The sequence below is a fragment of the Kitasatospora sp. NPDC054939 genome (genome assembly GCF_053610105.1).
In genome coordinates, this window is record NZ_JBSGXP010000154.1 from 1 (window position 1) to 20,700 (window position 20,700).

A 20,700-nucleotide genomic window follows, 5' to 3' on the forward strand; every position below is an offset into this window, starting at 1 on the left:
GGCCAACCCCCGGCCGCCCCCGGCGCAAACCCCCGCAGGAGGCCGCCCAGGAACGGCGATCGGGTCGGGCCCGCGCGTCAGGCCTCGCCGGCCAGCGTGAGGTAGAGCTTCCGGCGGGCCTCGTCCAGGATCTCCAGCGCCTTCTCCTGCTGCTTCGGCGTCCCGGTCCGCCACACCTGCGCGAACGCCTCCATCAGCCCCGCTCCGGCCTGCCGAGCCTTGAGCATCGACTCGCGGTCGAACCCGGCCCCGCTCGCCTCCCACGGCGCCTGCGGACCGGCCTCGGCCTGCGCCCGGCCGGCCTCCGTCAGCGTGAACAGCTTCTTCCCGCCCCCGCTGGTCTCGCTGGCGATGAGCTCCTCGTCCTCCAGCATCTGCAGCGTGGGGTAGACCGACCCCGGACTGGGCGTCCACGCCCCGCCGCTGCGCTCGCCGATCTCCTTGATCATCTCGTAGCCGTGCATCGGCCGCTCGGCCAGCAGGGCCAGCACCGACGCCCGCACATTGCCCTTGCGGGCGCGGCCCCGGCCACCGAACGGGCCGAACCCGGGCGGACCGAAGGGCCCGGGGCCCGGTCCGAAGTGACCGAACGCCGCCCGCCGCCCCTCGTACTCACCCTCGGCCATCACGCTCCACGGCCCCCTCGGACCGCGCCGCGGCCCGCAGGCACCCTCGTCGTGTCGGAACGGATGCATCACAACACTCCTTTCGCCTACCCTTCTGCGATAGGTAAACGATATATCGAAACTCTTCGGTCGACAACAGACCGACGGCACGGATCCAGGGTGGACCGCCTACGAACGGGTAGCGTTCGGCGCCGCCCCCGCCGGAGCGGTACCGCCACCCGCCGGAGCGGTACCGCCACCCGTCGGGTCGGTACCGCCACCCGCCGGGTGTCGCCGGGGCCGCTCCGGCGTGGCGCCCACCCGTCGGGGACCCGGGGCGGGACGGTGGACGGAATCCCCTCCGTACCCGAATCACCGGCCGCGTCGCCGTCGAGGAGTGAGCGCCATGGCAGATCCGGCCCACCCGATCACCCCCGGCCAGGTCCTGCGCAAGCTCCGGGACGGCAACGCCCGCTGGGTCGCGGGCCGCGCCGTCCACCCGCACCAGGGCGCGGCCAGGCGGGCGGAGGTCGCGGCCCGCCAGTTCCCGCTGGCCACGGTGTTCGGCTGCATCGACTCGCGCGTCCCGCCGGAGCTGGTCTTCGACGTCGGGCTCGGGGACCTCTTCGTGATCCGGACGGCGGGTCAGACCAACGACGACCTGGTCGAGGCAGCGGCCGACTTCGGTTCGGAGGAGGCCCGCACCCCGCTGGTGGTGGTCCTCGGCCACCAGCGCTGCGGGGCCGTCACCACCGCCGTCCGAACGCTCAACAGCGGCGCGACCGCTCCCGGCCGGCTGCAGAAGATCGTCGACGCCCTCACCCCCGCCTACCACGCGGCGAAGGACCTCCCCGGCGACCAGATCGACAACACCGTACGGGCCCAGGTCCGACTCACCGTCGACCAGCTCCGCTCGGACCCGCTGATGGCCGCCGACCTCGGCGACGCCGAGGTGGTCGGGGCCTACTACTCGCTCGACACCGGCGCGGTCGACTTCACCGTCGCCTGACCGACCGGGCCGGGCAGCAGGGTCAGCCCCGGGCCGGGGCTGCGGCGGCCGCGGGCCGGTCGGTGTCGCCGCGCCAGGTGGGCCGGCCGAGGAGGCGGGGGCGTTCGGTGACCCAGGCGGCGGGGGTCGGTGCCGATCTCGGCGGTGATGAGGTCCTCCAGCAGCGTGATGGACGAAGTTGACCGCCATGAACCACGGCTGGTCCGCCACCACGACCGGGGCCCGGTTGCGGAGCCACTTCACCGCCTGGCCGGCGATGACCGGGTCGATCATCAGCCCGGCCCGGGCCCCGCCGTCGATGTCGCCCCAGTCGTTGAACTCGCCGAACCCGTAGGGCTCCAGCGCGTCCGTGGAGGGCCCGGGGTTCTGCGGGGTGGGGTACGCGTTCGACAGATGCCATGTGCCCTGGTAGATGGCGTAGTACCCGGCCTCGCGGAGACCCCCTCGAGAGCGGCGGCGCAGTGGAACGGTCGCGGCTCCACCGTCCTCCCGGTGGACCGGGCTGATCCGCGGCTGTCAGTACCGTTTGCCACCATGGCGGCATGGACTTCGACCTCCGCCCGCCGATCGGCGTCGGCCCGCTGCGGATCGGCATGACCCGGCACGCGGCCGGCTCGGCACTGGACTCGTGTCGCGACCTCTCCGCGATCGCGGACGGCGACCGGCCGGGGCGGGACATCCTCCGTCCCAGCGGGCTGACGATCGGCATCCACTGCGAGCACGACACGCTCCGAGCGGTCGAACTGGGGAGGCCGTCGACCGGCGCGGACCGCGTGCTGTTCCGCGGCGTGGACGTCTTCGCGTTCCCGGCCGTCGAGGTCGTACGGCGCGTGGGTGAACACACCACGGTCGAGGAGGATCCGTACGACCGCGGCTCCTTCATCGCTCCCGACCTGCTGCTGAGCCTCTGGCGTCCGTACGCTGCCGACGACCGGCCGGACGCCGATCTGGGCTACTACTTCAGTTCGGTCCTCGTCGCCCGGCCCGGCTACTACGACTCCCTGGCCGAGGCCATCGCACACCTCCAGCAGAAGGGCCGTGACCTTCGGACGTGACCCCAGGAACGTGACCCGCGGGCCGGGGCGCCCGCGGTGACGGCGGCAAGGTGCCGGTCGGGAGGGCGGGCGCCGTTCAGGGCGTCCGGGCGGGCGACGGCCTGCGGCCGGTGCGCTCCGCCGCGGCAGCAGCGAGGATCCCGCAGGTGGCGGTATTGAGCGCGAGGACCCCGACGACCGGGTTGACGTACCCGGGCAGGGCCACGGCGTACCCGCCGCCGGTGCTGCGGACGCAGGTGAAGCGCAGCGGCAGGTAACTCACGTCGTAGTCCACGACCCGGGCCGCCCGCTCGATCCCGCCCTCGCGGCACGGGACGAGCGGGGAGGAGCCTGCCCCGCCGTCCTCCGCCGCCAGGACGGCGCCGAGGAGGTGGAGCCCGCCCCACCCGTAGACGGCCGCAGCGCCCGCGGCGGACAGCAGCGACACCCCGCGCAGTCGGTCGGCCCGGCCGCCGGCGCGCCGGCCCCGGACGAGCCCCGTCAGCCCGAGCCCGGCCAGGACCGGTACGGCGACGAGCCCCGCCAGCAGGACGATGGCGAGCACGAAGAAGTCGAACACGGCGGTACCTCCAGGTCGTACGGAACGACGGTGCACGTCGCGCAGCGGTTCCGCCGCGCGGCACCGTCCCGGGAGCGGGGGCGGGGGCGCGGGCGGGACCGGGGGGCGGTACCGGGGCCGTGCCGGGGCCGGGGACGGTGCCGGGAGCAGGCCTGGGTGCCGGACCGGCGTCCGGCTCCCGACGCGAGAGCGCAACGGGGGCGCCCGGGTGACACCCGGGTGCACCCGAGTGCGGGGGCGCGCGAGACGGGGCGGCGCGTCGCATAGTCGGAGGGCCGGTCAACACTTCCGATCATGAGATAGGACGACCATGCGCCTGCGTCGTCGAGCGACCTTCACCGCAGCCGTCGCCCTGCTCCTCACCCCTGTGGGCTGCGGATCCCCGGCCGTACCACCGCCGGTGCCGCCGAGCACGAGCCCCACGACCGACGCCTCCCCGTCCGGGCCGCGGGCGTTCACGCTGATCGCCACCGGCGACGTACTGCCGCACTCGGAGATCATCCGGCAGGCCCACGAGGACGCGGGCCGGGACGGGTACGACTTCGCCCCGATGTTCGCCGGCGTCGCGCCGCTGATCCGCGACGCGGACATCGCGATCTGCCACATGGAGACCGTCTACGGCGCCGACGGCGGACCGTTCACCGGCTACCCGTCGTTCAAGTCCCCGCCGCAGGTCGCCCGCGCCCTCAAGGACGCCGGGTACACCAGCTGCGACACCGCCTCCAACCACACGCTCGACGACGGCCCGGCCGGCATCCGGCGCACCCTCGACGCCATGGACGCCGTGGGCCTCGCCCACACGGGCTCCGCCCGCGACGAGACCGAGGCAGGCCGCCCGGCACTGATGAAGGCCGGCGGCGCGACCGTGGCGCAACTCGCCTACACGTACGGCACCAACGGCATCCCGCTGCCCGCGGGCCGCCCCTGGGCGGTGAACCTGATCGACCGCGACCGGATCCTCGCCGACGCACACGCCGCCCGGACCGGTGGCGCGGACGTCGTCGTGGTGAGCATCCACTGGGGCACCGAGTGGCAGGACGCGCCGAACCAACAGCAGCTCACCCTGGCCCGCGACCTGTCCACCGGACCCGACAAGGGCCGCTCCGACATCGACCTGGTGCTCGGCACCCACGCCCACGTACCGCAGGCGTACGAGAAGATCAACGACACCTGGACGGTGTACGGCCTCGGCGACCAGCTCGCCGGACACATGTTCACCTACGACGGCGCCGAGGACCCGCGCGGCAACTGGAGCTCGATCGCCCGGTTCACCTTCGCCCCGCCCGCTGCGCCGGGACAGCGGTGGACCGTCGCCGCGGCCGAGTTCGTGCCGCAGGTCACCGACCTCGGCCCGCCCTCCCGCATCCTCGACCTGCGTGAAGCCGCCCGCCGTCACCCCGGACGGGCCGACTACGCCCGGGCACTGGAGCACATCCGCTCGGTGGTCCTCAGCCGGGGCGCCGCCGCGGCCGGCCTGACCATGGCCCCGTGACAGCGGGCCCCCACACCCTCCCCACCTGAAGGCCGGGAAGCGGGACCACGCGGACGACGGACGACGGCCGCGACATCACGCTCGTGGACCACCGCCGTGGCGGCTCCCGGACGGGTTCGTACCCACGAGGCAACCGGGCTCCCGGGGTGCGGAGTTGCGGGCGCTGCGGCACCCGTTCCCGCTCGTGGCCGCTCGTTGCCACTCAGCACAGTTCGTGGACGCACGTTACCGCTTGTTGCCACGCGTCGCCGACATCGGGCAGCCGGGCGGCGGCCGAGCCTGCCGACATCGACACACGCTCCCGATCGGCCCGCAGCCCTACCTTGTGCGTACACGGGCACCACGCCTGCCCTTCCGACACGAACTCGGCTGATGAGAGACCTGAACGCCATAAACGCGGGCGCACCGACGGCACGCTCGCAGAACACCACGGCACCCCGCCTCCTGGCGACTCGCACGTCCTTCGTGGTGTCACTGATCCCGGCACTGCTGCTGGGCGCCCTGGCGCTCCTGGTACTGCTCCCGGCGGACCGACACCTGCGCTCCCTGCAGGGCGACAGGCAGGCCGAAGCAACCCTGCGCACGAGCGGCTCCTGCATGCTGGGCGCCTGCCGGGTCGCGTTCACGGCCGACGGGCGGACGGGGGTGACCGACCTGCCGTTCGGCAGCAGCGGCGGCAAGAGCACCGAGGGCGCCCACTTCACCGTCCGCTACCGGGCGGACGATCCGCAGACGGCCGCCCGCGAGGACGACGTCGAAGGCGACGGCGCAACCGTCATGGCTCTCCTGGCCGGCACAGGTGCCCTGCTCCTCCTCGCGACGGCAGCCTCGGCGGCAGTCACCATGGCACGCCCCCGGCGCGCGGCCGACGGCGTGCCCCACTGAGCATGTAGCCGGGTCAATAGGGGGCTGGATCAGCAACCCGGCACTCAGCGTTCGAGCGCCGGGCAAGCCGCAGACGACCCGGCGGTAGGCCGCCGCCCTTCCGGGTGCGGGCGGGCGCCCTTGTCTGCAGGGCGCTGTCCGTGGTCGGATGGCGCCAGCATCGCGTGCCGGTGGCGGACTGCGCCAGGCATGGAGGTGTGGAACAGAAGGGGCCGCAGTTCGTGGCTTCCCGGACTTCTCGTGACGGCGACCGTGCCGTCGCTCTGAGCCTTCAGCTCGCACAAGCACATCAGGAACTACGTCGCCGGATCGGCACCATCAGGTCGGAACTCGGACGTCGACGGCTCGACGACGACGCGCTCCGCACCCACTGCCTGGCATTCTGCACCGCGCTGACATCGCACCACCAGGGCGAGGACGACGGCCTGTTCGCCCAACTGGTGCGCGAACGCCCCGATCTCGCGGGGACGGTCGCGAAGCTCGTCGAGGACCACGGGCTGATCACCGGCATCCTCACCCGGGTACGCGAACTCGCCGACCAGGCCGTCACCTCGGCACCCGGGCCCGGACCCGGAACCGGACCCGCGGCAGACGCCGGCGGCCGGGGGCTGGACGCCATCGGGCGCGAGCTCGACGGGCTGGCGGCGATCATGGAATCCCACTTCGCCTACGAGGAGCGCGCGATCGGCGCGGCCCTCGACGCCACGGTGCCCGATTCCGACTGGCCCGAGCGGACGTTCCGCATCACCTGACCGCGGTACGGATCGGCGCGGCCGGATCCCCCACAGCCCCGGGCCCCGCAGGCCCGGCCCGGGGCAGCCGTGGCCGGGGGCAGCGGTGGGGGACTCCCCCGCGCACGGGTTCACTGCAGGATGTTGACCGCGCGGGCGACCACCAGGGTGGCGACGACGAGGGAGGCCGAGGCCTCCACCATCATCAGCAGCTTGGCCCATCTGCGGACCGCGGAGACGTCGGTGGGACTGAACGCCGTCGCGGTCCAGAAGGCCAGCGACAGGTAGTCGGCGAAGTTCGGCACCCACCCGCTCGGCGCGTGGGCCGGGTGCTGTATCTCGGGGAACACGAACGCCGCCCCCGCAGCGGGCGGGTGGGCTCGCGCGGCGGCGCCGCCGCGGTCCAGATCCCAGTACCAGAGCGCGAAGGCGATCACGTTCGTCACCCAGGTCACGCCACCGGTCGCCAGCAGGCCGATGGCGTTGTTGGCGAACAGCTTGGCGTCGTTCAGGATGTCGACCACGAGGTGGACGCCCGCGTACAGGTTCGCAGCGGTGATGAATCCGATCACGACCTCGGTGACCGCCCGCAGCCACGGCTTGCGGCGGTCGATCCGCCCCGGATCGCCGATGACCAGCACCGCCAACAGGGCGAACAGGACGACCGGCACCACCCACACCGGGTCCAGCCGGTACGACGCGGGCAACACCATGTGCAGCACCGCGGCCACCGCCACCGCCGACGCCACGGGCCACCAGTGCTCGCCGCGGAGGTCGGCCTGATCGGGTGTCACCGGCGGCGGCCCGGCAGGCCCGGCACCTGGTCCCATCCGCCCATTGTGACCCGCCGTGCCCCGCCCGCCCCGCAACGGCCCGCCGGTGCCCGCGCATCGGCGGACCCCCGCATCGACGTACCCTCCGCACCCACGTACCCGCCGCGCCCGCGCAGCAGGGAGGGAGCCCGTCGTCGTCACCGATTCGACGGGCTCCCACAGCTTCACGGCCTTTCCCGCGGGCTGGGGCGACGGCTGCTACCCCACCTGGGTCGGCCGCACGGCCGACGGGGGCGTCACCGGCTTCCTCACCGAGTTCTTCGTCGTGCCCCAGCCCGGCCGCGGACCGGTCGACGGGTAGCGGACGACACGGCCGGTGCCGGGGAAGGCCCGGCAGGGTGGTGGCCGGCCGCGGTGCTATGCCCCGTCGGGGCGGTGGCGGGCGGCGGCGAAGCGGGTGAGGGTCTCCGCCAGCTGCGAGTGCTGCGGGCGGGGCAGGTCGTCCAGGGTGAACCAGTCGAGTGCGTCGAACTTGTGCGGCTCGCCGATGACGACGCGGTCGGGGTCCACCTGAACCGCGAACAGGACCGCCACCCAGTGCGAGACCGGGGTGCCGCGCAGGATGTTGCGTACGCCCAGGGTCTCGATGGCGAGCGCCTCGGCGCCGTACTCCTCGCGGACCTCGCGCCGCACGGCCGACTCGAAGGACTCGCCGTGCTCCAGCGCTCCCGCGCCGGTGTCCCAGGTGCCCGGCTCGTCGCGCGCACCCGCGCTGCGCCGGGCGAGCAGGATGCGGCCGTCGCCGTCGTGGCAGACGAAGACGCAGGACACGGTGGGCGCGGTGAGAGCGCGTTCGGCCGGGCGTTCGCTCGGGGTTCGGTTCATCGGGTGTTCCTCCGGGGTCCGGGGTGCTGCTCAGAAGTGGTCGAGGAGTTCACGGAAGGTGCCGAGCCTCAGCACCGCGTCGTCGGCCGGGTCCAGTTCGCTGTGTTCGAGCACCCAGGTGTGGTCGTTGGGGATGAAGACGGCGTTCATGCCGGCCTGCCGGGCCGGCAGGATGTCCGACTTCGGCGAGTTGCCGATCATCCAGCTGGTGGCGGGGGTCAGCCCGTGCGCCGCCACGAAGCGGCGGTACGTTTCGGCGTCCTTCTCGTCGACGATGTCGACGGCCGCGAAGTGGTGGGCCAGCTGCGATCCGTCGATCTTGCGCTGCTGCTCCTCCCGGTTGCCCTTGGTCAGCATCAGGAGGGTGTGGCGGCTGCCGAGGGCCGCGAGCGTGTCGGCGACGTCCGCGATGAGTTCCACCCGGTAGTCGACGAGGACGGCGGCCAGTTCCTCGATCTCGGCGAGCTCCTGCGCGTTGGCGGGCCGACCGCGCAGTTCCTCGACGCAGTCGCCGAGGCTGCGCAGCAGCATCCGGCTGCCGTAGCCGTGGGTGAGGGCGTTGGCCGCCTGGACCCGGTCGAGGACGGCGCGCAGCTGGACCAGGTCGAGCGTGGGGTGTTCGAGCCAGCCCAAGTAGTCGTGGATGACCCGTTCGAACAGCACGTTGTTCTCCCACAGCGTGTCGTCCGCATCGAAGACGAGTACCTGGCTGTCACGGCGCATCTCTACCCCCAAGATCATTCGGTTGACTCGGTGACCCTAGCCGGATCCGCGCCGCCGTGCCCGGAATTTCCGTCGCCGGACGCGCTGGGTCGGCCCTTCGACGGCGGGCTTCGGACCTAAACGGCGGCGCCGGGTTCGCTCACTGCCCGGCCGCCTCGGCCGCGATCCGGTCGAACTGGGCGCCCATCGCCTCGGCGAGCGCCTGGGCGGCGGACAGCGGGCGGACCATCACGGTGAAGTCGTCGATCCTCCCGTCCTCGTCGAAGTGCAGGAAGTCGCAGCCGTGGATCCGCCGGCCGGCGACGGTGGCGGTGAAGACCAGGGCGTGGTCGCGGCCTCCGGGGTCGGCGATCTCGCGGACGTAGGTGAAGTCCTCGAAGACCCGCATCACGCCGCGCAGGATCGCCGCGGTGATGGCCTTGCCCGGGTAGGGCTTGAACGCGACCGGGCTGGTGAAGACCACGTTCTCGGCGAGCAGGGCGGCCATGGCCTCTTCGTCGCGGTCCTCGACGGCCTTGCGGAAGGGATGCATGCGAGCCTCACCAGGCTAGTAATGGAATTGACTAGGTGTGTCCGCGAGTATGTGCCGACCGCGCCGAGATGTCCAGAGCTCGCGCCGGCGGCCCGGCTCAGTGCGGGGGGAGGCCGATGCGACTACTCACTTTGTTGACCAGGTACCGGGTGTAGGTTGACGCCATGGCTCTGCGGAACGCACTGATGGCCGCCCTCCTGGAGGGCGAAGCATCCGGGTACGACCTGGCGAAGAGCTTCGACGCCTCGGTCGCCAACTTCTGGATGGCCACCCCGCAGCAGCTCTACCGCGAACTGGAGCGCATGGAAGCGGACGGCCTGGTCGCCGCCCGTGTCGTCCAGCAGGAGAAACGCCCCAACAAGCGACTGTTCTCCCTCACCGAGGCCGGCCTCGCCGCCGTCCGCGCCTACACCGCGGAACTGCCCACCAAGCCCACCACCGTCCGCGACGAACTCCTGGTCAAGGTCCAGAGCGTCGACGCCGGCGACGCCGCAGCCGTACGGGCGGCCGTCGCCGAACGGATGGAACGGTCCGCCGCCAAGCTCGCCCGCTACGAGCGGCTCCAGGCCCGACTGCTCGACGGCCGCACCGAGGAACAGCACCTCGCGCACGCCGAACACATCGGCCCCTACCTCACCCTGCTGCGCGGCATGGCCTTCGAACGGGAGAACCTCACCTGGGGCAGCACCGCCCTGCGCGTCCTGGACCAGCGGTCGGCCGCCAAGGCCTGAACTGCCCTGTCCTGCGGAGCGGACGCCGGGTCCCGGCGCCGGATCCCGACCCGGGCGTCCCGCGCCGGGGCCTCCCGCGAGCCGGCGTTCGAGCGGGGTGCGGTACGCGGGGGTGACGCGGGTGGCGGCCAGGAAGGTCGTCAGCCGCTCGACCTCGTTGCGGACGGCGGCGCGGGCGGCGGTGCCGGGGTCGGTGAGGAGGTGGTGGTCGATGTGTCCGTCAGGGTGCTGGGCCCAGGCGCCGATGATGCGGCCGTTCCACCAGACGGTGGGGCCGATGTTGCCCGAACAGGTCCTCCCCCGCCGCCTGCGCGCCCAGGTCAGCCCTCCAGACGTCCGTCGCCGGCATCGCCTGGGAGACCCGCGGGCCGCGCGCCGACCCCGCGCTCCTCGCCACCCTCGCCGTCGCCTGCCGCGACCACGAGGTGATCACCTTCGACTACACCACCCGCGCCGGCACCGGCGCCCCGCGCCGGGTCGAACCGCAGCACCTCGTGGCCTCCGGCGACCTGTGGTACCTGCTCGCCCACGACACCGACCGGGACGACTGGCGCATCTTCCGCCTCGACCGCATCACCGGACCGGCCCTCACCGGGCGGCGCGCTCCCGCCCGCGACCTGCCCGGCGACGACCCCGCCGCCTTCGTCGCCGCCCGGCTGTCGGCCGCCCCCACCCGCCACCGCGCCGTCGCCACCGTGCACGCCTCCGCCGACCGGGTCCGCACCCGCGCCCGCCACCTGGGCACCCGCGTCCGCCCTGTCGACGCCACCACCTGCCGCGTCGACGCCTCCGACGACTCCCTCACCCGGATCGCGCAGACGCTGGCCGGACTCCCCGCCGACTACACCCTCCACCCCGACCCCGACGTCCTCGACCACCTCCGCGCCGCCGCCCGCCGCATCCTGCACGCCGCCGACCGAGCCACCGCCTGACCCGCCGCCTGACCCCGGCCGGACGGTCGACCGGCTGCCGCACAGGCGGGGTGCCCGGCCGCGCCGAGCGCACCGCCGCCGGTCCGCGCGTGCGGGCTCCCCGGGCCGGTCGACGCGCCACTCGGTCAGGCCGCGGGCGGCCACGCGATCAGCCCCGGGTTCGCCGGATCCGGGTTCCCGCCCGGGCACCGCAGGGTGAGTTGCCCGCCACGCAGCCGTGGTGTCCAGCCGTGGTGGAGCAGCGCATCGCGGATGGCTCCGGCGACCAGGCCGGGTGCGACCACCACGCCGTGCTCGACCCACGTCACCATGCGCTGCCCACCGGCCTCCTCGTGCTGGACCACGATCGCCAGACCGGGTTCGTCGTCGGGTGCGACCACCCAGCGGTAGCGCTCCCCGTCGACGACGACGACCCGGGTGCCCTTCTTCGCCAACGCCATGCGCGGCAGTCTTGCAGGTGCCGCACCACCGCACCGCCCGCGGGCCGCCGACGGCCGAGCGCCGGCCGTGGGCCGCAGACGGCCGAGCGCGGTCCACCGACCACCGACCACCGACCGCAGTCCGCAGTCCGCACGGTCAGAAGACGGACCAGCCGGTGGCCGTCGTCAGGGCGTCCAGGGCGGCCACGCCGAGCACCGAGTTCCCCGCCGCGTCCAGGCCCGGGCTCCAGACGCAGACCGTGCCGCGGCCCGGCAGCACCGCCAGCACGCCGCCGCCGACACCGCTCTTGCCCGGCAGGCCGACCCGGTAGGCGAACTCCCCGGCCGCGTCGTAGGTGCCGCAGGTGAGCAGCACCGCGTTGATCCGCTTGGCGTCGCTGCGCGAGAGGAGCCGCGAACCGTCGGCCCGGGTCCCGTGCCGGGCGAGGAAGAGTCCGGCGAGGGCGAGGTCGTGGCAGCTCGCGGTGATCGCGCAGTGGGCGTAGTAGTGGGCGAGGACGCTGTCGACGGGGTTGCGCATGTTGCCGTAGCTGGCCATGAAGTGCGCCATGGCGGCGTTGCGGTGGCCGTGCCGGGCCTCGGAGGAGGCCACCGAGTCGTCGACCGCGACCGCCGGGTTGCCGCACTCCGCGCGCAGGAAGTCGACGACCGTCCCGACCGCGTCGCCGGTGAGCTTCAGCAGGCGGTCGGTGACCACCAGGGCGCCGGCGTTGATGAAGGGGTTGCGCGGGATGCCGTTCTCGGACTCCAGCTGCACCAGCGAGTTGAACGGGTTGCCGGACGGCTCCCGGCCCACCCCGGACCAGAGCGCGTCGCCGCCCTGCGCGAGCGCCAGGGCCAGGGTGAACAGCTTCGACACCGACTGGACGGAGAACGGCCGGCGCCAGTCGCCCGCGCCGAACACCTCCCCGTCCACGGTGGCGATGGCCATCCCGAAGGCCGTCGGGTCCGCTTCGGCGAGGGCCGGGATGTAGTCGGCGACCCGCCCGCGCAGCGGTGTGCGCCGGGCTGCCTCCATCGAGCCGAGCAGCAGCGTCTGGTAGTCCACGTCGTTCACGCCGCCATTGTGGTCCGCCGCGCCCGCGCGCCCCGACACGGGGTCGCCCCGGCACGCGGCACGGCACGCCTGCGCCACACCCGTACGGCCCGCTGCCGGCGCGCCGCGCTCCCACCGACCTGGGCCCGGCACTCCACCCGAACCTCAGGGCTTCCTCAAGTCCCTTGCGGTAAACGGAACACGGCGACCACGATGATCGGCATGACGGGTTTCCTGGGAATGAACGCCGAGCACAACTTCGTCCTGCTCATCCGGGACGCGGACACCATCGCCGCAGCCCTGGGCCGGGCGCTGGCCGAGGCCACGCCCAAGGAACGCCCCGGCCTGGAGCGCGCCGCCTCGCTCGTCGCGGCCACCGCCGCCGCCACCGAGACCCGGCTGCGCGCCGACTGGGCCCGCTCCCGGCTGGCCGCAGTCGGCTTCACCGGCAAGCTCGACTCCGTGGACGCGGTGAAGGCACTGCGCCGGGCGGAACCGAAGCTGAGCCTGGCGGCGGCCGTACAACTGCAGCGGGACGCCGTCGCACAGCCCGAGTGACCCACCCGGCCGGCCCCGCACCCCCGGTCCGGCTCCACCGCGCGGCCGCCCGCCCGCACGCTCTGGCAGCACGGCACGGGCGCGGCCGACGCGGCCACGGCGCCGAGTCCAGCACGTACGGACCGGCCCGCGAGGCGCCCCCGACCGGTGGGCCCGGTAGCCGGGGGGAGAATGACCGGATGCGCGACGTGGACGAGGCCCTGGAGCGGGCCGGGGCGGACGAGGGCATGGCCCGCGAGTGGCTGCGCGGGCTGGCGGGTAATCCGGCCCTTCCGGGGGACGTACTGGCGCGGCTGCTGGGGCTGGCGGAGCTTCCGCAGTCGCCGCTGCGCGGGCGTGAGCTGGATGCGGAGGCGACGGCGGTCGCGGTCGCGTCCTCACGGATGGAGCACCGGTTGGACGTCGCGGAGAATGCGACGGCCGATGTCGATGTGCTGGCCCGGCTCGCGTACGACACGGAGCCACGGGTCCGGTTCGTGTACGCCGTCCTGCTCACCGATTTCGGGCGCCGGGTCCCGGCAGGGGTGGTGGAGGTCCTCGCGCAGGACCCGGATCCGAAGGTCAGACGGACGATCAGCGGCTACCGGGGGCTCCCTCCCGCCCTGCAGGAGCGGCTCGTTGCGGACCGGGACCCGGGCGTCCGCGCCGCCGTACTGCGCCGGGACCTGTGGGAGCGGCTGGCGCAGCCGGTGCGGGACCGGCTGCGCGACGATCCCTCGGTGCAGGTCCGCGACAAGGTCGCCGCGCTGCTCCGGCCGGCGGAGGAGCCCGAGGTGCTGACGGCCGAGGAGCGGGTGGCGCACGCGGACGGGCACGTCCGGTCGGAGGCTGCCGGTGACCCTGCGGTACCGCGCACGCTGGCGCTGCAGCTCGCCGACGACCCCGAGAACCGGGTCCGGCTGGCCCTGTCGATGCGGGAGGACCTGACCGAGGAACAGCGGGCCTCGATCGCGTACTCGGTGGAGGGCCACGGTCCGTGGCCGACCTGGGTCGAGGAGCAAACCACACAGCCCGACGCCGCACGGCGGATCGCCGCCTCGGCGCACGTCGGGCTGCGCAGGGCGCTCGCCCGGCAGCCGAAGCTGCCGGCGGACGTGGTGGCCCGGCTGGCCGCCGACGAGGACCCCCGGGTGCGGCGCTACCTCTGCGAGCGCTGCCCCGACGCACCGCACGATCTGCTGGTCGAGCTGTACGCCACGGCGCAGGACCGGAACTGGTCCGCCCTGCGTCGGCACCGCAACTTCGCCCGGCCGGGCCTGGCCCGGTTCGCGGGCGACCCCAATCCCCGGCTGCGCCGCGCCGCACTCGACGACCCACAGGCCGGGCCGGAGCTGGTGCTGCGGCTGGCCGACGACCCCGAGGTGGGGGTGTGGGCGGTCCGGGATCCGAGGCTGCCCGCCGACGAACTACTGCGGCGGCTCACCCTGCCGGTCAGCGCGTGCGCCGCCGCAGCCAATCCGGCGCTTCCGCCGGCGCGGATGCACCGGCTGGTCGACCTCGCACAGGGCCGGTAGCCGACGCGACCGGCGGGGCGTCTCACAGCCGCCGGACGCGCAGCGCACCGGTCATCATCGGCAGGGTGAACCCACCGCGGGCGGTCTCGGGCTGCTCCGCGAGGTGGGCGCGGATCGGGCCCAGCGCGGCCGCCCGCTCGGGTTCCGGCATGACGAGCATCCCTGTGCGGGTGGCGAGGGTCGCCACGAGGGAGTCGGCGGTGCGGCGCTGCCCGTACGGGAACTCCGCCTGCTCGGGCCTGACCGTCTGCCAGGGCGACCGGGAACTCCCGTTCGAGCTCCGCGCGGCCACCGGTACCCTCGGCTCCCTGCACGAGGTACGACCTCAACCGTAGCCGGCGGGCCGATCACGGGACCCCGGCCCACCGGGCCCACCCGGCCGGCCGGGGTCCGGAGCGGCCGCCGTCGACAGCTGAGACAGGATCAAGATATTTCCCGCACCTGCCCGTGAACGCTCACCGCCTACCGTGAGGGGCCGCCGGTGAACCGCACCGGACGAACGACAGCAGGAGACCCCATGCGTACCCGCCGCTTCGCCCTCACCGCCGCCGCCGTAGCGGCGCTCGCCGCCACCGCGACGGCGTGCGGGCCGGAAGGCAGCGGCACGGCCGCCGGCCCCGCGGCCACCGCGGCGGCCACCGGAGCGGCGCCGACCGGATCCGCCGCCCCCGCCCCGGCCGGGTCCGCCGCCGGGTCCACGCCGGCGAAGCCCGCCGCCCCGAAGTCCGCCGCCCCCTCCTCGCCCTCCGCCGACAAGAGCGGCTACGGGCAGGCCTGCGGCGCCAACGACCTGGTGCTCGGTGCCAAGAGCGAGTCCCAGGCCGGCGGGTACATCCTGCTCACCGCCAAGGCCAAGCCGGGCATCACCTGCACGCTTCCCGGCACCCACCCCGCGATCGCCTTCGGCTCCGGCGGCATCGAGGCATCCAGTGCCGAACAGGCCGTCGGCGCCCCGATCACCCTGACCGGTACCACGGCCGCCTACGCGGGCATCGTGACGAAGACCACCAAGGGCAACCAGGCGGTCGAGTTCACCGACGTCATCGTGGGCATCGGCGCCGCCGACCCGAACCCGGCGAGTGTGCGGGTCGGTCCGATGCCGGTCGACAAGCCCGTCGTCACCAACTGGCACACCGCCCCGAAGGACGCCGTCCCGGTGAGGTGACCGGCCTCCGCGGCCCGTACCGGCTGCGCCACGGCCGCCTCCCGGATTCCGCGGACCGCCGCGGGGACCGGGCCCGGCGGCGCGGGCGGGCCGGTGTCAGCCGTCCGGCCAGTCGGGCCGCTCCGGCATCGAACTGTGGTGGTCCACCGGATCGCCGGTGCCGTACCGCACCCACACCCAGTACCCCAGCCCGCTCAACCCGAGGACCCCGCACGGGATCAGCACCGCGAGCACTATGTCGAGCATGCCGCCCCCTCCCCCACGACGGCTGTCAACTCTACGGGAGAACAGCGGACTTGTCCGGTGCCCGGCGGGGCCCGCCGCTCGTCCGGCGCATGTCAGCGGCGACCCACCGACGGCACCCGCGCTACTGCTGCGGCCGGCCGTACGGCGGCTGAGGGTAACCGGCCTGCGGCGGCTGCGGCTGGCCGTACCCGGGCTGCTGGTAGGGCGGGTGCCCGTACGGCTGCTGGTGCCCGTACGGCTGCTGCGGCGGGTACGACTGCTGGTGCCCGTACGGCGCGGGCGGCTGGAGACGGGCACGCTGACGGCGCTTCACGGCCAGCCCGCCGGCGATCAGGGCGATGCTCAGCACCGGCAGCACCACCAACAACAGCAACGCGGCCACGGCGCTCCCCCGGATCTCGAACGACCCGCCCATCATGCCATGCCGCCACCCGGCTGGGACCGGCCTGGAGGCGCTGGAGAGTGGCGATGACGTGTTCGTCATGCGAGCCGAAGACCGCGTCCGGGCGAGCTCGGCACTCCCCGTCGCCCGGGCCGAGATCCACCCACTTGTCCGTGACCACCTCGGCGCGTTCGCGCAGGAGCCTCACAGCGCGCGGGGTCAGCGGGCCGGGGCGCTCCATCACGGTCGGCCTGCCGCCCATCGTGCCGGTGCCGGGCCCCGGAGCCCGTGCGAATCTGTACCCGGACCCGGATCCCGGAGTGCTCCGCCCGGTCCGGGCGGAGCGCCGCGTCACCAGGGGAGGTGGGTCAGGACCCAGGTCACGGTCGCGGTCGTGGCCGCGGTGGCGGCGGCGTCGACGAGCCTGAGTACCAGGGGGCCGGGCCGGCGGGTTCGGGTCCGCCGGGTCTGCTGCGTGTGCTGGAGAGGGCGGTGGTCCCGGAGGCGCTTGCGGCGGTTCATGGCAATCCCCTTCTGTGGTTCGTCCGGCGTTCCCCGGCCGGGGAGCGCAGGTACGACGGTGCCTCAGTTCGGGACACAGGTGGGGAGGTTGGGGGTTGTGGGTACGACAACCCCGGGCGTCGAACCCGACGTCCATCGCCGATGCCAGGGGAGGGCGCATGGCTCGTTCGAGGGGCGAACGTCTGGACGAAGGGGCTGCTACCGGGGGTGGCGGCAAGCGCGCGGGGCGCCCATGGGGTGAGGACCTGCGCGGCAAGAGCCGCGAGATGAACGAGCTCGCCGGCCTGCTGCGCGAATGGATCGACGCGAGCGGCCTGTCGGTCGACCAGATCCACCGGCGCCTGCGTCCCGAGCACTTCCGTCCCGAGCGCGTTCCGTCCCGGGACACCCTCTACCGCCGGTTCGCAGGCGCGGGGATCGACACCGCGTTCGTCGGCGCGATCGTCGAGATCTGCTCCGAGGCGTCCGGGACGGACAGCGCGGACCTCCGCCGCAAGGCGGTCAAGGCCTACGCGTTGCTGGAGGCTGCGACAACCTGCCCGACGCCCGTCGCGCCGGGCCCGCTCACCACGAGAGCCGCACTGCGCGCGCCGTCGGAGGTGGACGCGCCCGCCGGCCTGGTGGACCTCACGGTCCACCACCGGATCTTCGTCGGCCGGACCGAGGAGCTCCGCGTGCTGGAGGCCGCCGTGGAGCGCGGCCCGGGCCGCGCGGTGGCGGTTCACGGGCTGGGCGGAGTCGGCAAGACCGCCCTGGTCGCGCACTACGCGGCCACCCGCACCGACCGGTACAACCCGATCTGGACCGTCGCCGCGGACACACCGGCGAGCATCGACCAGGGCCTGGCCGATCTGGCCCGGGCTCTTCACCCCGCCCTCGCCTTCCAGTCGGCCACACCGACGGAGCGGGATACGGAGGTGCAGAAGCAGTGGGCGCTGCAGTGGCTGGCCACCCACGACGGCTGGCTGCTGATCCTCGACGGCCTGGACGACCCCGCCCAGGTCCAACGGCTGCTGGCCCGAAGGCCGAGCGGTCACGTGGTGGCCACCAGCCGACGCACCTCCGGCTGGCACGACGCCGCCACTGCGCTGCCGCTGCGCACCCTCAGCCCCCACGACGCCCGCGACCTGCTGTCCCGGATCCTCACCCACCAGGGCGGCCCGGCGGACCTGGACGGAGCCGAGGAGTTGTGCGCCGAACTCGGTTACCTGCCCCTCGCCCTCGATCAGGCCGGCGCGTACATCGTCCACAGCGGTGTCAGCCTCCGCCAGTACCTGGAGCAGCTCGCCGACAGTCCCGGCGACACCTACCGGCACGCGGTCGACACCACTGGCTACGACAGGACCGTGGCCCGCGTCTGGGCGATCACCCTCGACCGTCTGGCGGAAACGCCGCTCGCCGTCCATATCCTGCGCGTCCTCGCCTGGTACGCCCCCGCCGGCATTCCCGTCGACCTCCTGGACCGCATCGGCAGGGAACCGGCGGTCCGCACGGCGCTCGCTCGGCTGGAGGACCACAGCATGGTCGCCCGGTCCCGCGACACGCTGAGCGTGCACGGGCTGGTCCGAGCCCTCGTCCGGACCCCGGAGGACGGCGATCCGCACCGCAGCCCCGAGGCCGTTGCCGGGGCACGTGCCGACGCCGTCCGGCTGCTCTCGCTAGCCCTGCCCAAGGCCGGACCGCTGGCCGCGCCGACCGTCCGCCGCCTGCTGCCCCACATCGACGCCCTGTTCCGGAACTCGATCGACCTCGACCCCCTCCCCTCGGCGGACGGCCTCTTCCTCGGTACCGCGGCCTCCTTGAACGGACAGGACCTCAGGCATCGCGCCATGCCCTACCTGGAGCACCTGCTGGACTCGTGCGAGCGTGCCCTCGGCCACACCCACCTCAGCACCCTCAGCGTTCGCGTCGCCCTCGGCTCGGCCTGCGAGGAAACCGGAGACCTCGCCCGCGCCAAGGTCCTCTTCGCCTCGGCCCTCGCCGGCCGCCGCACGGTACTCGGGCCGAACGCCCCGCAGACCATCGTCGCCCGCATCCACCTCGCCGGAGCACACGGAACGGCGGGCGACATCCGGCTTGCCGTCGAACAGCTCAGCGCCGTCCATCAGCACGCGCGCCAGGTGCTTGGACCCGACGACCCGCACACGCTCCTAGCCGTCAACAACCTCGCCCAAGCCCACGCATCGGCGGAGCGGCCGGACCGCGCGATCACGCTCTACGAACAGCTCCTCACCAAACGCGCAGTGGCCGTCGAACGCGATCCCCTGCGCACCCTCACGGTCCGCAGCAATCTGGCCCGTGCGTTCCACTCCGCAGGACGCCTCGACGAGGCCATCCGCGAGTACACCGAAGTGAGCGAGGAGATCACCCGCAGGTTCGGCGGCAATCATCCGCGCACGCTCGGTATCGACCACAACCGGGCCTTCGCGCACGCCGCCGCGGGCGACCTGGCGGAGGCCGTACCGCTGTACGAGCGGACGGCCGCCGGGCGGGCGCGTGTCCTGGGCAAGGACCACCCGGATACGCTGACCACCCGAAGTGACCTGGCCATGGCCTACAACGACATCGGTGACGCACGTGCTCTTCCCCTGGCAGAGGCGGTGCTGGAGGACCGGCGCCGCGTCCTGCCGCCCAACCACCCGGACACCCTGAACTCGGTCAACAATCTCGCCACCTGCTGCAGCGATGCCGGTGACACCGCGCGGGCAAGAGCCCGCTACGAGGAGGCCCTGCAAGGCCGGGAGGAGGTTCTCGGCGCGGACCACCCGGACACGCTGACCACACGTAGCAACCTCGGCTGCCTGCTCGTGGAGACCGGCGAGTTCGCTGCTGCCCTCCCCCACCTGAAAGCCGTCCTCGACACACGTCTCCGGGTCCTCGGCAACGACCATCCCGAGACCATCGGATCCCGCGGCACGCTCGGCGGCGCATACCGCCTCGCCGGCGACACCGACCGGGCGCTGCCGCACTACCGGAAGGCGTTCACCGAAGCCCGACGTGTGTTCGGGGAGGAGCATCCCCTGACCCGGCGGATCCGGGCCCGTTTGGACACCATGGAATGAACCTGGGCACACGTGCACGGATACGGCGCTGCACACCGTCCAGCGCGTCGAGTTGACGGGTCGACAGCCGGTCGGGCCGGGGTGGCGGTACCGGCGCCGCGCCGGGTCGGGCCTGTGCAAGGCTGTGATCATGACTGTCGAACCGAGCGATTTCGTCAAGCGCCTGCCGATCGGCAAGCCGATATCCGTGCCCGAGGGCGGCATCCCGTACTGGGAGGTCTTCCCGTACGAGGGCGATGTACGGATCAAGGTCCTGGACGAGCCGGTGCTGCCGGAGCCGGCCCGCCTGGGCGAGGACGAACGCGAGTGTCCGGGGTGCACGGACTCGGAGGGTCCGGTGCTGTGGAGCGACGAGCACTGGAAGGTCCGCGGGTTCGACGAGCCCGAGGGCGTGCCGGCCCAGGTGATGCTCCTCCCGCGTTGGCACGGGGACCTGGCCGAGCTTCCACCCGAGCGTACGACCGAGCTCGGCGGCATGCTCCAGCGCGTCGAGCGCGCGATCATGTCCCTGGACGGGATCGCCCGCGTCCACATCAACCGCTGGGGCGACGGCGGTTCGCACTTCCACGTGTGGTTCTTCGCCCGCCCGGCCGGCATGATGCAGCTCCGCGGCACCTGCCTGCCGCTGTGGGGCGACGTCCTGCCGAAGGTGCCCGCCGACGAGTGGCGCGCGACGAACCGGCGCATCGCCCTGGCCCTGGCCGCCGGGGGCGGCACCGCACACGTCGACGACGCGCCCTGATCCATCGCGCCCGGCCCGTCTCCCCCGCACAGCCCGTCGCCGCCGCGCACGGCGGTGCCCCGGTCGGCCCTCGTCGGCGCCCGCCCGGGGCCCGCCCCACCGCCCGGCAGCGGCAACCCGG

The 20,700-nt window shown here is 73.7% G+C and carries 27 protein-coding genes; 15 read left to right on the plus strand and 12 right to left on the minus strand.

The window, feature by feature from the left end; genetic code table 11:
• Positions 1-77 precede the first annotated feature (77 nt).
• The gene (locus ACWGB8_RS31655) at positions 78-695 is read right to left on the minus strand and encodes a PadR family transcriptional regulator (protein ID WP_452217057.1); all 618 of its coding nucleotides are present in this window, start codon (positions 693-695) and stop codon (positions 78-80) included.
• Positions 696-1,011: 316 nt separating this feature from the next.
• Here ACWGB8_RS31655 and ACWGB8_RS31660 point away from each other — a divergent pair, with 316 nt between their 5' ends.
• The 3 genes from ACWGB8_RS31660 (at position 1,012) to ACWGB8_RS31670 (ending at position 2,669) form a co-directional block, all read left to right on the plus strand.
• Entirely contained in the window at positions 1,012-1,614 is a 603-nt protein-coding gene (locus ACWGB8_RS31660) for a carbonic anhydrase (protein ID WP_452217058.1), read from the plus strand.
• A gap of 178 nt (positions 1,615-1,792) precedes the next feature.
• Positions 1,793-1,948, plus strand: a complete 156-nt coding sequence (locus tag ACWGB8_RS31665; RefSeq protein ID WP_452217059.1) for a hypothetical protein — start codon at positions 1,793-1,795, stop codon at positions 1,946-1,948.
• Positions 1,949-2,156: 208 nt separating this feature from the next.
• Positions 2,157-2,669 (plus strand): hypothetical protein, encoded by a 513-nt coding sequence (locus tag ACWGB8_RS31670; protein ID WP_452217060.1) that lies wholly within the window; start codon positions 2,157-2,159, stop codon positions 2,667-2,669.
• A gap of 76 nt (positions 2,670-2,745) precedes the next feature.
• On the opposite strand, the gene ACWGB8_RS31675 is transcribed toward ACWGB8_RS31670, so the two are convergent.
• Positions 2,746-3,228 (minus strand): hypothetical protein, encoded by a 483-nt coding sequence (locus ACWGB8_RS31675; protein WP_452217061.1) that lies wholly within the window; start codon positions 3,226-3,228, stop codon positions 2,746-2,748.
• Between the two features lie 310 nt (positions 3,229-3,538).
• On the opposite strand from ACWGB8_RS31675, the gene ACWGB8_RS31680 reads away from it, so the two are divergent.
• The 3 genes from ACWGB8_RS31680 to ACWGB8_RS31690 all read left to right on the plus strand — a co-directional run bounded on the left by ACWGB8_RS31680 (position 3,539) and on the right by ACWGB8_RS31690 (position 6,357).
• The gene (locus ACWGB8_RS31680; protein WP_452217062.1) at positions 3,539-4,720 is read left to right on the plus strand and encodes a CapA family protein; all 1,182 of its coding nucleotides are present in this window, start codon (positions 3,539-3,541) and stop codon (positions 4,718-4,720) included.
• 372 nt (positions 4,721-5,092) lie between these two features.
• Positions 5,093-5,605 (plus strand): hypothetical protein, encoded by a 513-nt coding sequence (locus ACWGB8_RS31685; protein ID WP_452217063.1) that lies wholly within the window; start codon positions 5,093-5,095, stop codon positions 5,603-5,605.
• Positions 5,606-5,802: 197 nt separating this feature from the next.
• Positions 5,803-6,357, plus strand: a complete 555-nt coding sequence (locus ACWGB8_RS31690; RefSeq protein ID WP_452217064.1) for a hemerythrin domain-containing protein — start codon at positions 5,803-5,805, stop codon at positions 6,355-6,357.
• A 110-nt stretch (positions 6,358-6,467) separates the two neighbouring features.
• Here the strand turns inward: ACWGB8_RS31690 and ACWGB8_RS31695 are convergent, their stop codons facing one another.
• Entirely contained in the window at positions 6,468-7,166 is a 699-nt protein-coding gene (locus ACWGB8_RS31695; protein WP_452217065.1) for a hypothetical protein, read from the minus strand.
• 49 nt (positions 7,167-7,215) lie between these two features.
• Between ACWGB8_RS31695 and ACWGB8_RS31700 the strand changes: the two genes are divergently transcribed.
• Positions 7,216-7,470 (plus strand): DUF4241 domain-containing protein, encoded by a 255-nt coding sequence (locus ACWGB8_RS31700; RefSeq protein WP_452217082.1) that lies wholly within the window; start codon positions 7,216-7,218, stop codon positions 7,468-7,470.
• Positions 7,471-7,526: 56 nt separating this feature from the next.
• Here ACWGB8_RS31700 and ACWGB8_RS31705 read toward each other — a convergent pair whose 3' ends face one another.
• From ACWGB8_RS31705 to ACWGB8_RS31715, 3 genes are all read right to left on the minus strand, one after another.
• On the minus strand, positions 7,527-7,994 hold the full coding sequence (locus tag ACWGB8_RS31705) for an NUDIX domain-containing protein (protein ID WP_452217066.1): 468 nt from the start codon (positions 7,992-7,994) through the stop codon (positions 7,527-7,529).
• A 30-nt stretch (positions 7,995-8,024) separates the two neighbouring features.
• Entirely contained in the window at positions 8,025-8,717 is a 693-nt protein-coding gene (locus ACWGB8_RS31710; RefSeq protein WP_452217067.1) for an HAD family hydrolase, read from the minus strand.
• 139 nt (positions 8,718-8,856) lie between these two features.
• The gene (locus ACWGB8_RS31715) at positions 8,857-9,249 is read right to left on the minus strand and encodes a nuclear transport factor 2 family protein (RefSeq protein ID WP_452217068.1); all 393 of its coding nucleotides are present in this window, start codon (positions 9,247-9,249) and stop codon (positions 8,857-8,859) included.
• 164 nt (positions 9,250-9,413) lie between these two features.
• Between ACWGB8_RS31715 and ACWGB8_RS31720 the strand changes: the two genes are divergently transcribed.
• Complete coding sequence (locus ACWGB8_RS31720) at positions 9,414-9,980, plus strand: PadR family transcriptional regulator (protein WP_452217069.1); 567 nt, start codon at positions 9,414-9,416, stop codon at positions 9,978-9,980.
• A 425-nt stretch (positions 9,981-10,405) separates the two neighbouring features.
• Positions 10,406-10,912, plus strand: coding sequence for a WYL domain-containing protein (locus ACWGB8_RS31725; RefSeq protein WP_452217070.1), 507 nt, complete (start codon positions 10,406-10,408; stop codon positions 10,910-10,912).
• A gap of 125 nt (positions 10,913-11,037) precedes the next feature.
• On the opposite strand, the gene ACWGB8_RS31730 is transcribed toward ACWGB8_RS31725, so the two are convergent.
• Positions 11,038-11,352, minus strand: a complete 315-nt coding sequence (locus ACWGB8_RS31730) for a hypothetical protein (RefSeq protein WP_452217071.1) — start codon at positions 11,350-11,352, stop codon at positions 11,038-11,040.
• 136 nt (positions 11,353-11,488) lie between these two features.
• The gene (locus ACWGB8_RS31735) at positions 11,489-12,400 is read right to left on the minus strand and encodes a glutaminase (protein ID WP_452217083.1); all 912 of its coding nucleotides are present in this window, start codon (positions 12,398-12,400) and stop codon (positions 11,489-11,491) included.
• A gap of 210 nt (positions 12,401-12,610) precedes the next feature.
• Between ACWGB8_RS31735 and ACWGB8_RS31740 the strand changes: the two genes are divergently transcribed.
• Together ACWGB8_RS31740 and ACWGB8_RS31745 are read left to right on the plus strand one after the other, a co-directional pair.
• Positions 12,611-12,946, plus strand: coding sequence for a hypothetical protein (locus tag ACWGB8_RS31740; protein WP_452217072.1), 336 nt, complete (start codon positions 12,611-12,613; stop codon positions 12,944-12,946).
• Between the two features lie 179 nt (positions 12,947-13,125).
• On the plus strand, positions 13,126-14,460 hold the full coding sequence (locus ACWGB8_RS31745) for a hypothetical protein (RefSeq protein WP_452217073.1): 1,335 nt from the start codon (positions 13,126-13,128) through the stop codon (positions 14,458-14,460).
• Between the two features lie 22 nt (positions 14,461-14,482).
• Here the strand turns inward: ACWGB8_RS31745 and ACWGB8_RS31750 are convergent, their stop codons facing one another.
• On the minus strand, positions 14,483-14,611 hold the full coding sequence (locus ACWGB8_RS31750) for a hypothetical protein (RefSeq protein WP_452217074.1): 129 nt from the start codon (positions 14,609-14,611) through the stop codon (positions 14,483-14,485).
• On the opposite strand from ACWGB8_RS31750, the gene ACWGB8_RS31755 reads away from it, so the two are divergent.
• The gene (locus ACWGB8_RS31755) at positions 14,610-14,795 is read left to right on the plus strand and encodes a hypothetical protein (RefSeq protein ID WP_452217075.1); all 186 of its coding nucleotides are present in this window, start codon (positions 14,610-14,612) and stop codon (positions 14,793-14,795) included. The two genes, ACWGB8_RS31750 and ACWGB8_RS31755, sit on opposite strands and share 2 nt — an antisense overlap.
• A gap of 182 nt (positions 14,796-14,977) precedes the next feature.
• Entirely contained in the window at positions 14,978-15,625 is a 648-nt protein-coding gene (locus ACWGB8_RS31760; protein ID WP_452217076.1) for a hypothetical protein, read from the plus strand.
• A gap of 96 nt (positions 15,626-15,721) precedes the next feature.
• Here the strand turns inward: ACWGB8_RS31760 and ACWGB8_RS31765 are convergent, their stop codons facing one another.
• The 3 genes from ACWGB8_RS31765 to ACWGB8_RS31775 form a co-directional block, all read right to left on the minus strand.
• The gene (locus ACWGB8_RS31765) at positions 15,722-15,871 is read right to left on the minus strand and encodes a hypothetical protein (protein ID WP_452217077.1); all 150 of its coding nucleotides are present in this window, start codon (positions 15,869-15,871) and stop codon (positions 15,722-15,724) included.
• A 121-nt stretch (positions 15,872-15,992) separates the two neighbouring features.
• Entirely contained in the window at positions 15,993-16,253 is a 261-nt protein-coding gene (locus ACWGB8_RS31770; RefSeq protein WP_452217078.1) for a hypothetical protein, read from the minus strand.
• A 351-nt stretch (positions 16,254-16,604) separates the two neighbouring features.
• Positions 16,605-16,775: a hypothetical protein gene (locus tag ACWGB8_RS31775; protein WP_452217079.1), complete on the minus strand. Its 171-nt coding sequence runs from the start codon at positions 16,773-16,775 to the stop codon at positions 16,605-16,607.
• A 266-nt stretch (positions 16,776-17,041) separates the two neighbouring features.
• On the opposite strand from ACWGB8_RS31775, the gene fxsT reads away from it, so the two are divergent.
• Both fxsT and ACWGB8_RS31785 read left to right on the plus strand, forming a co-directional pair.
• The gene (fxsT, locus tag ACWGB8_RS31780; protein ID WP_452217080.1) at positions 17,042-19,837 is read left to right on the plus strand and encodes an FxSxx-COOH system tetratricopeptide repeat protein; all 2,796 of its coding nucleotides are present in this window, start codon (positions 17,042-17,044) and stop codon (positions 19,835-19,837) included.
• 130 nt (positions 19,838-19,967) lie between these two features.
• Positions 19,968-20,579: a hypothetical protein gene (locus tag ACWGB8_RS31785; RefSeq protein ID WP_452217081.1), complete on the plus strand. Its 612-nt coding sequence runs from the start codon at positions 19,968-19,970 to the stop codon at positions 20,577-20,579.
• The last annotated feature ends 121 nt before the right edge of the window (positions 20,580-20,700 follow it).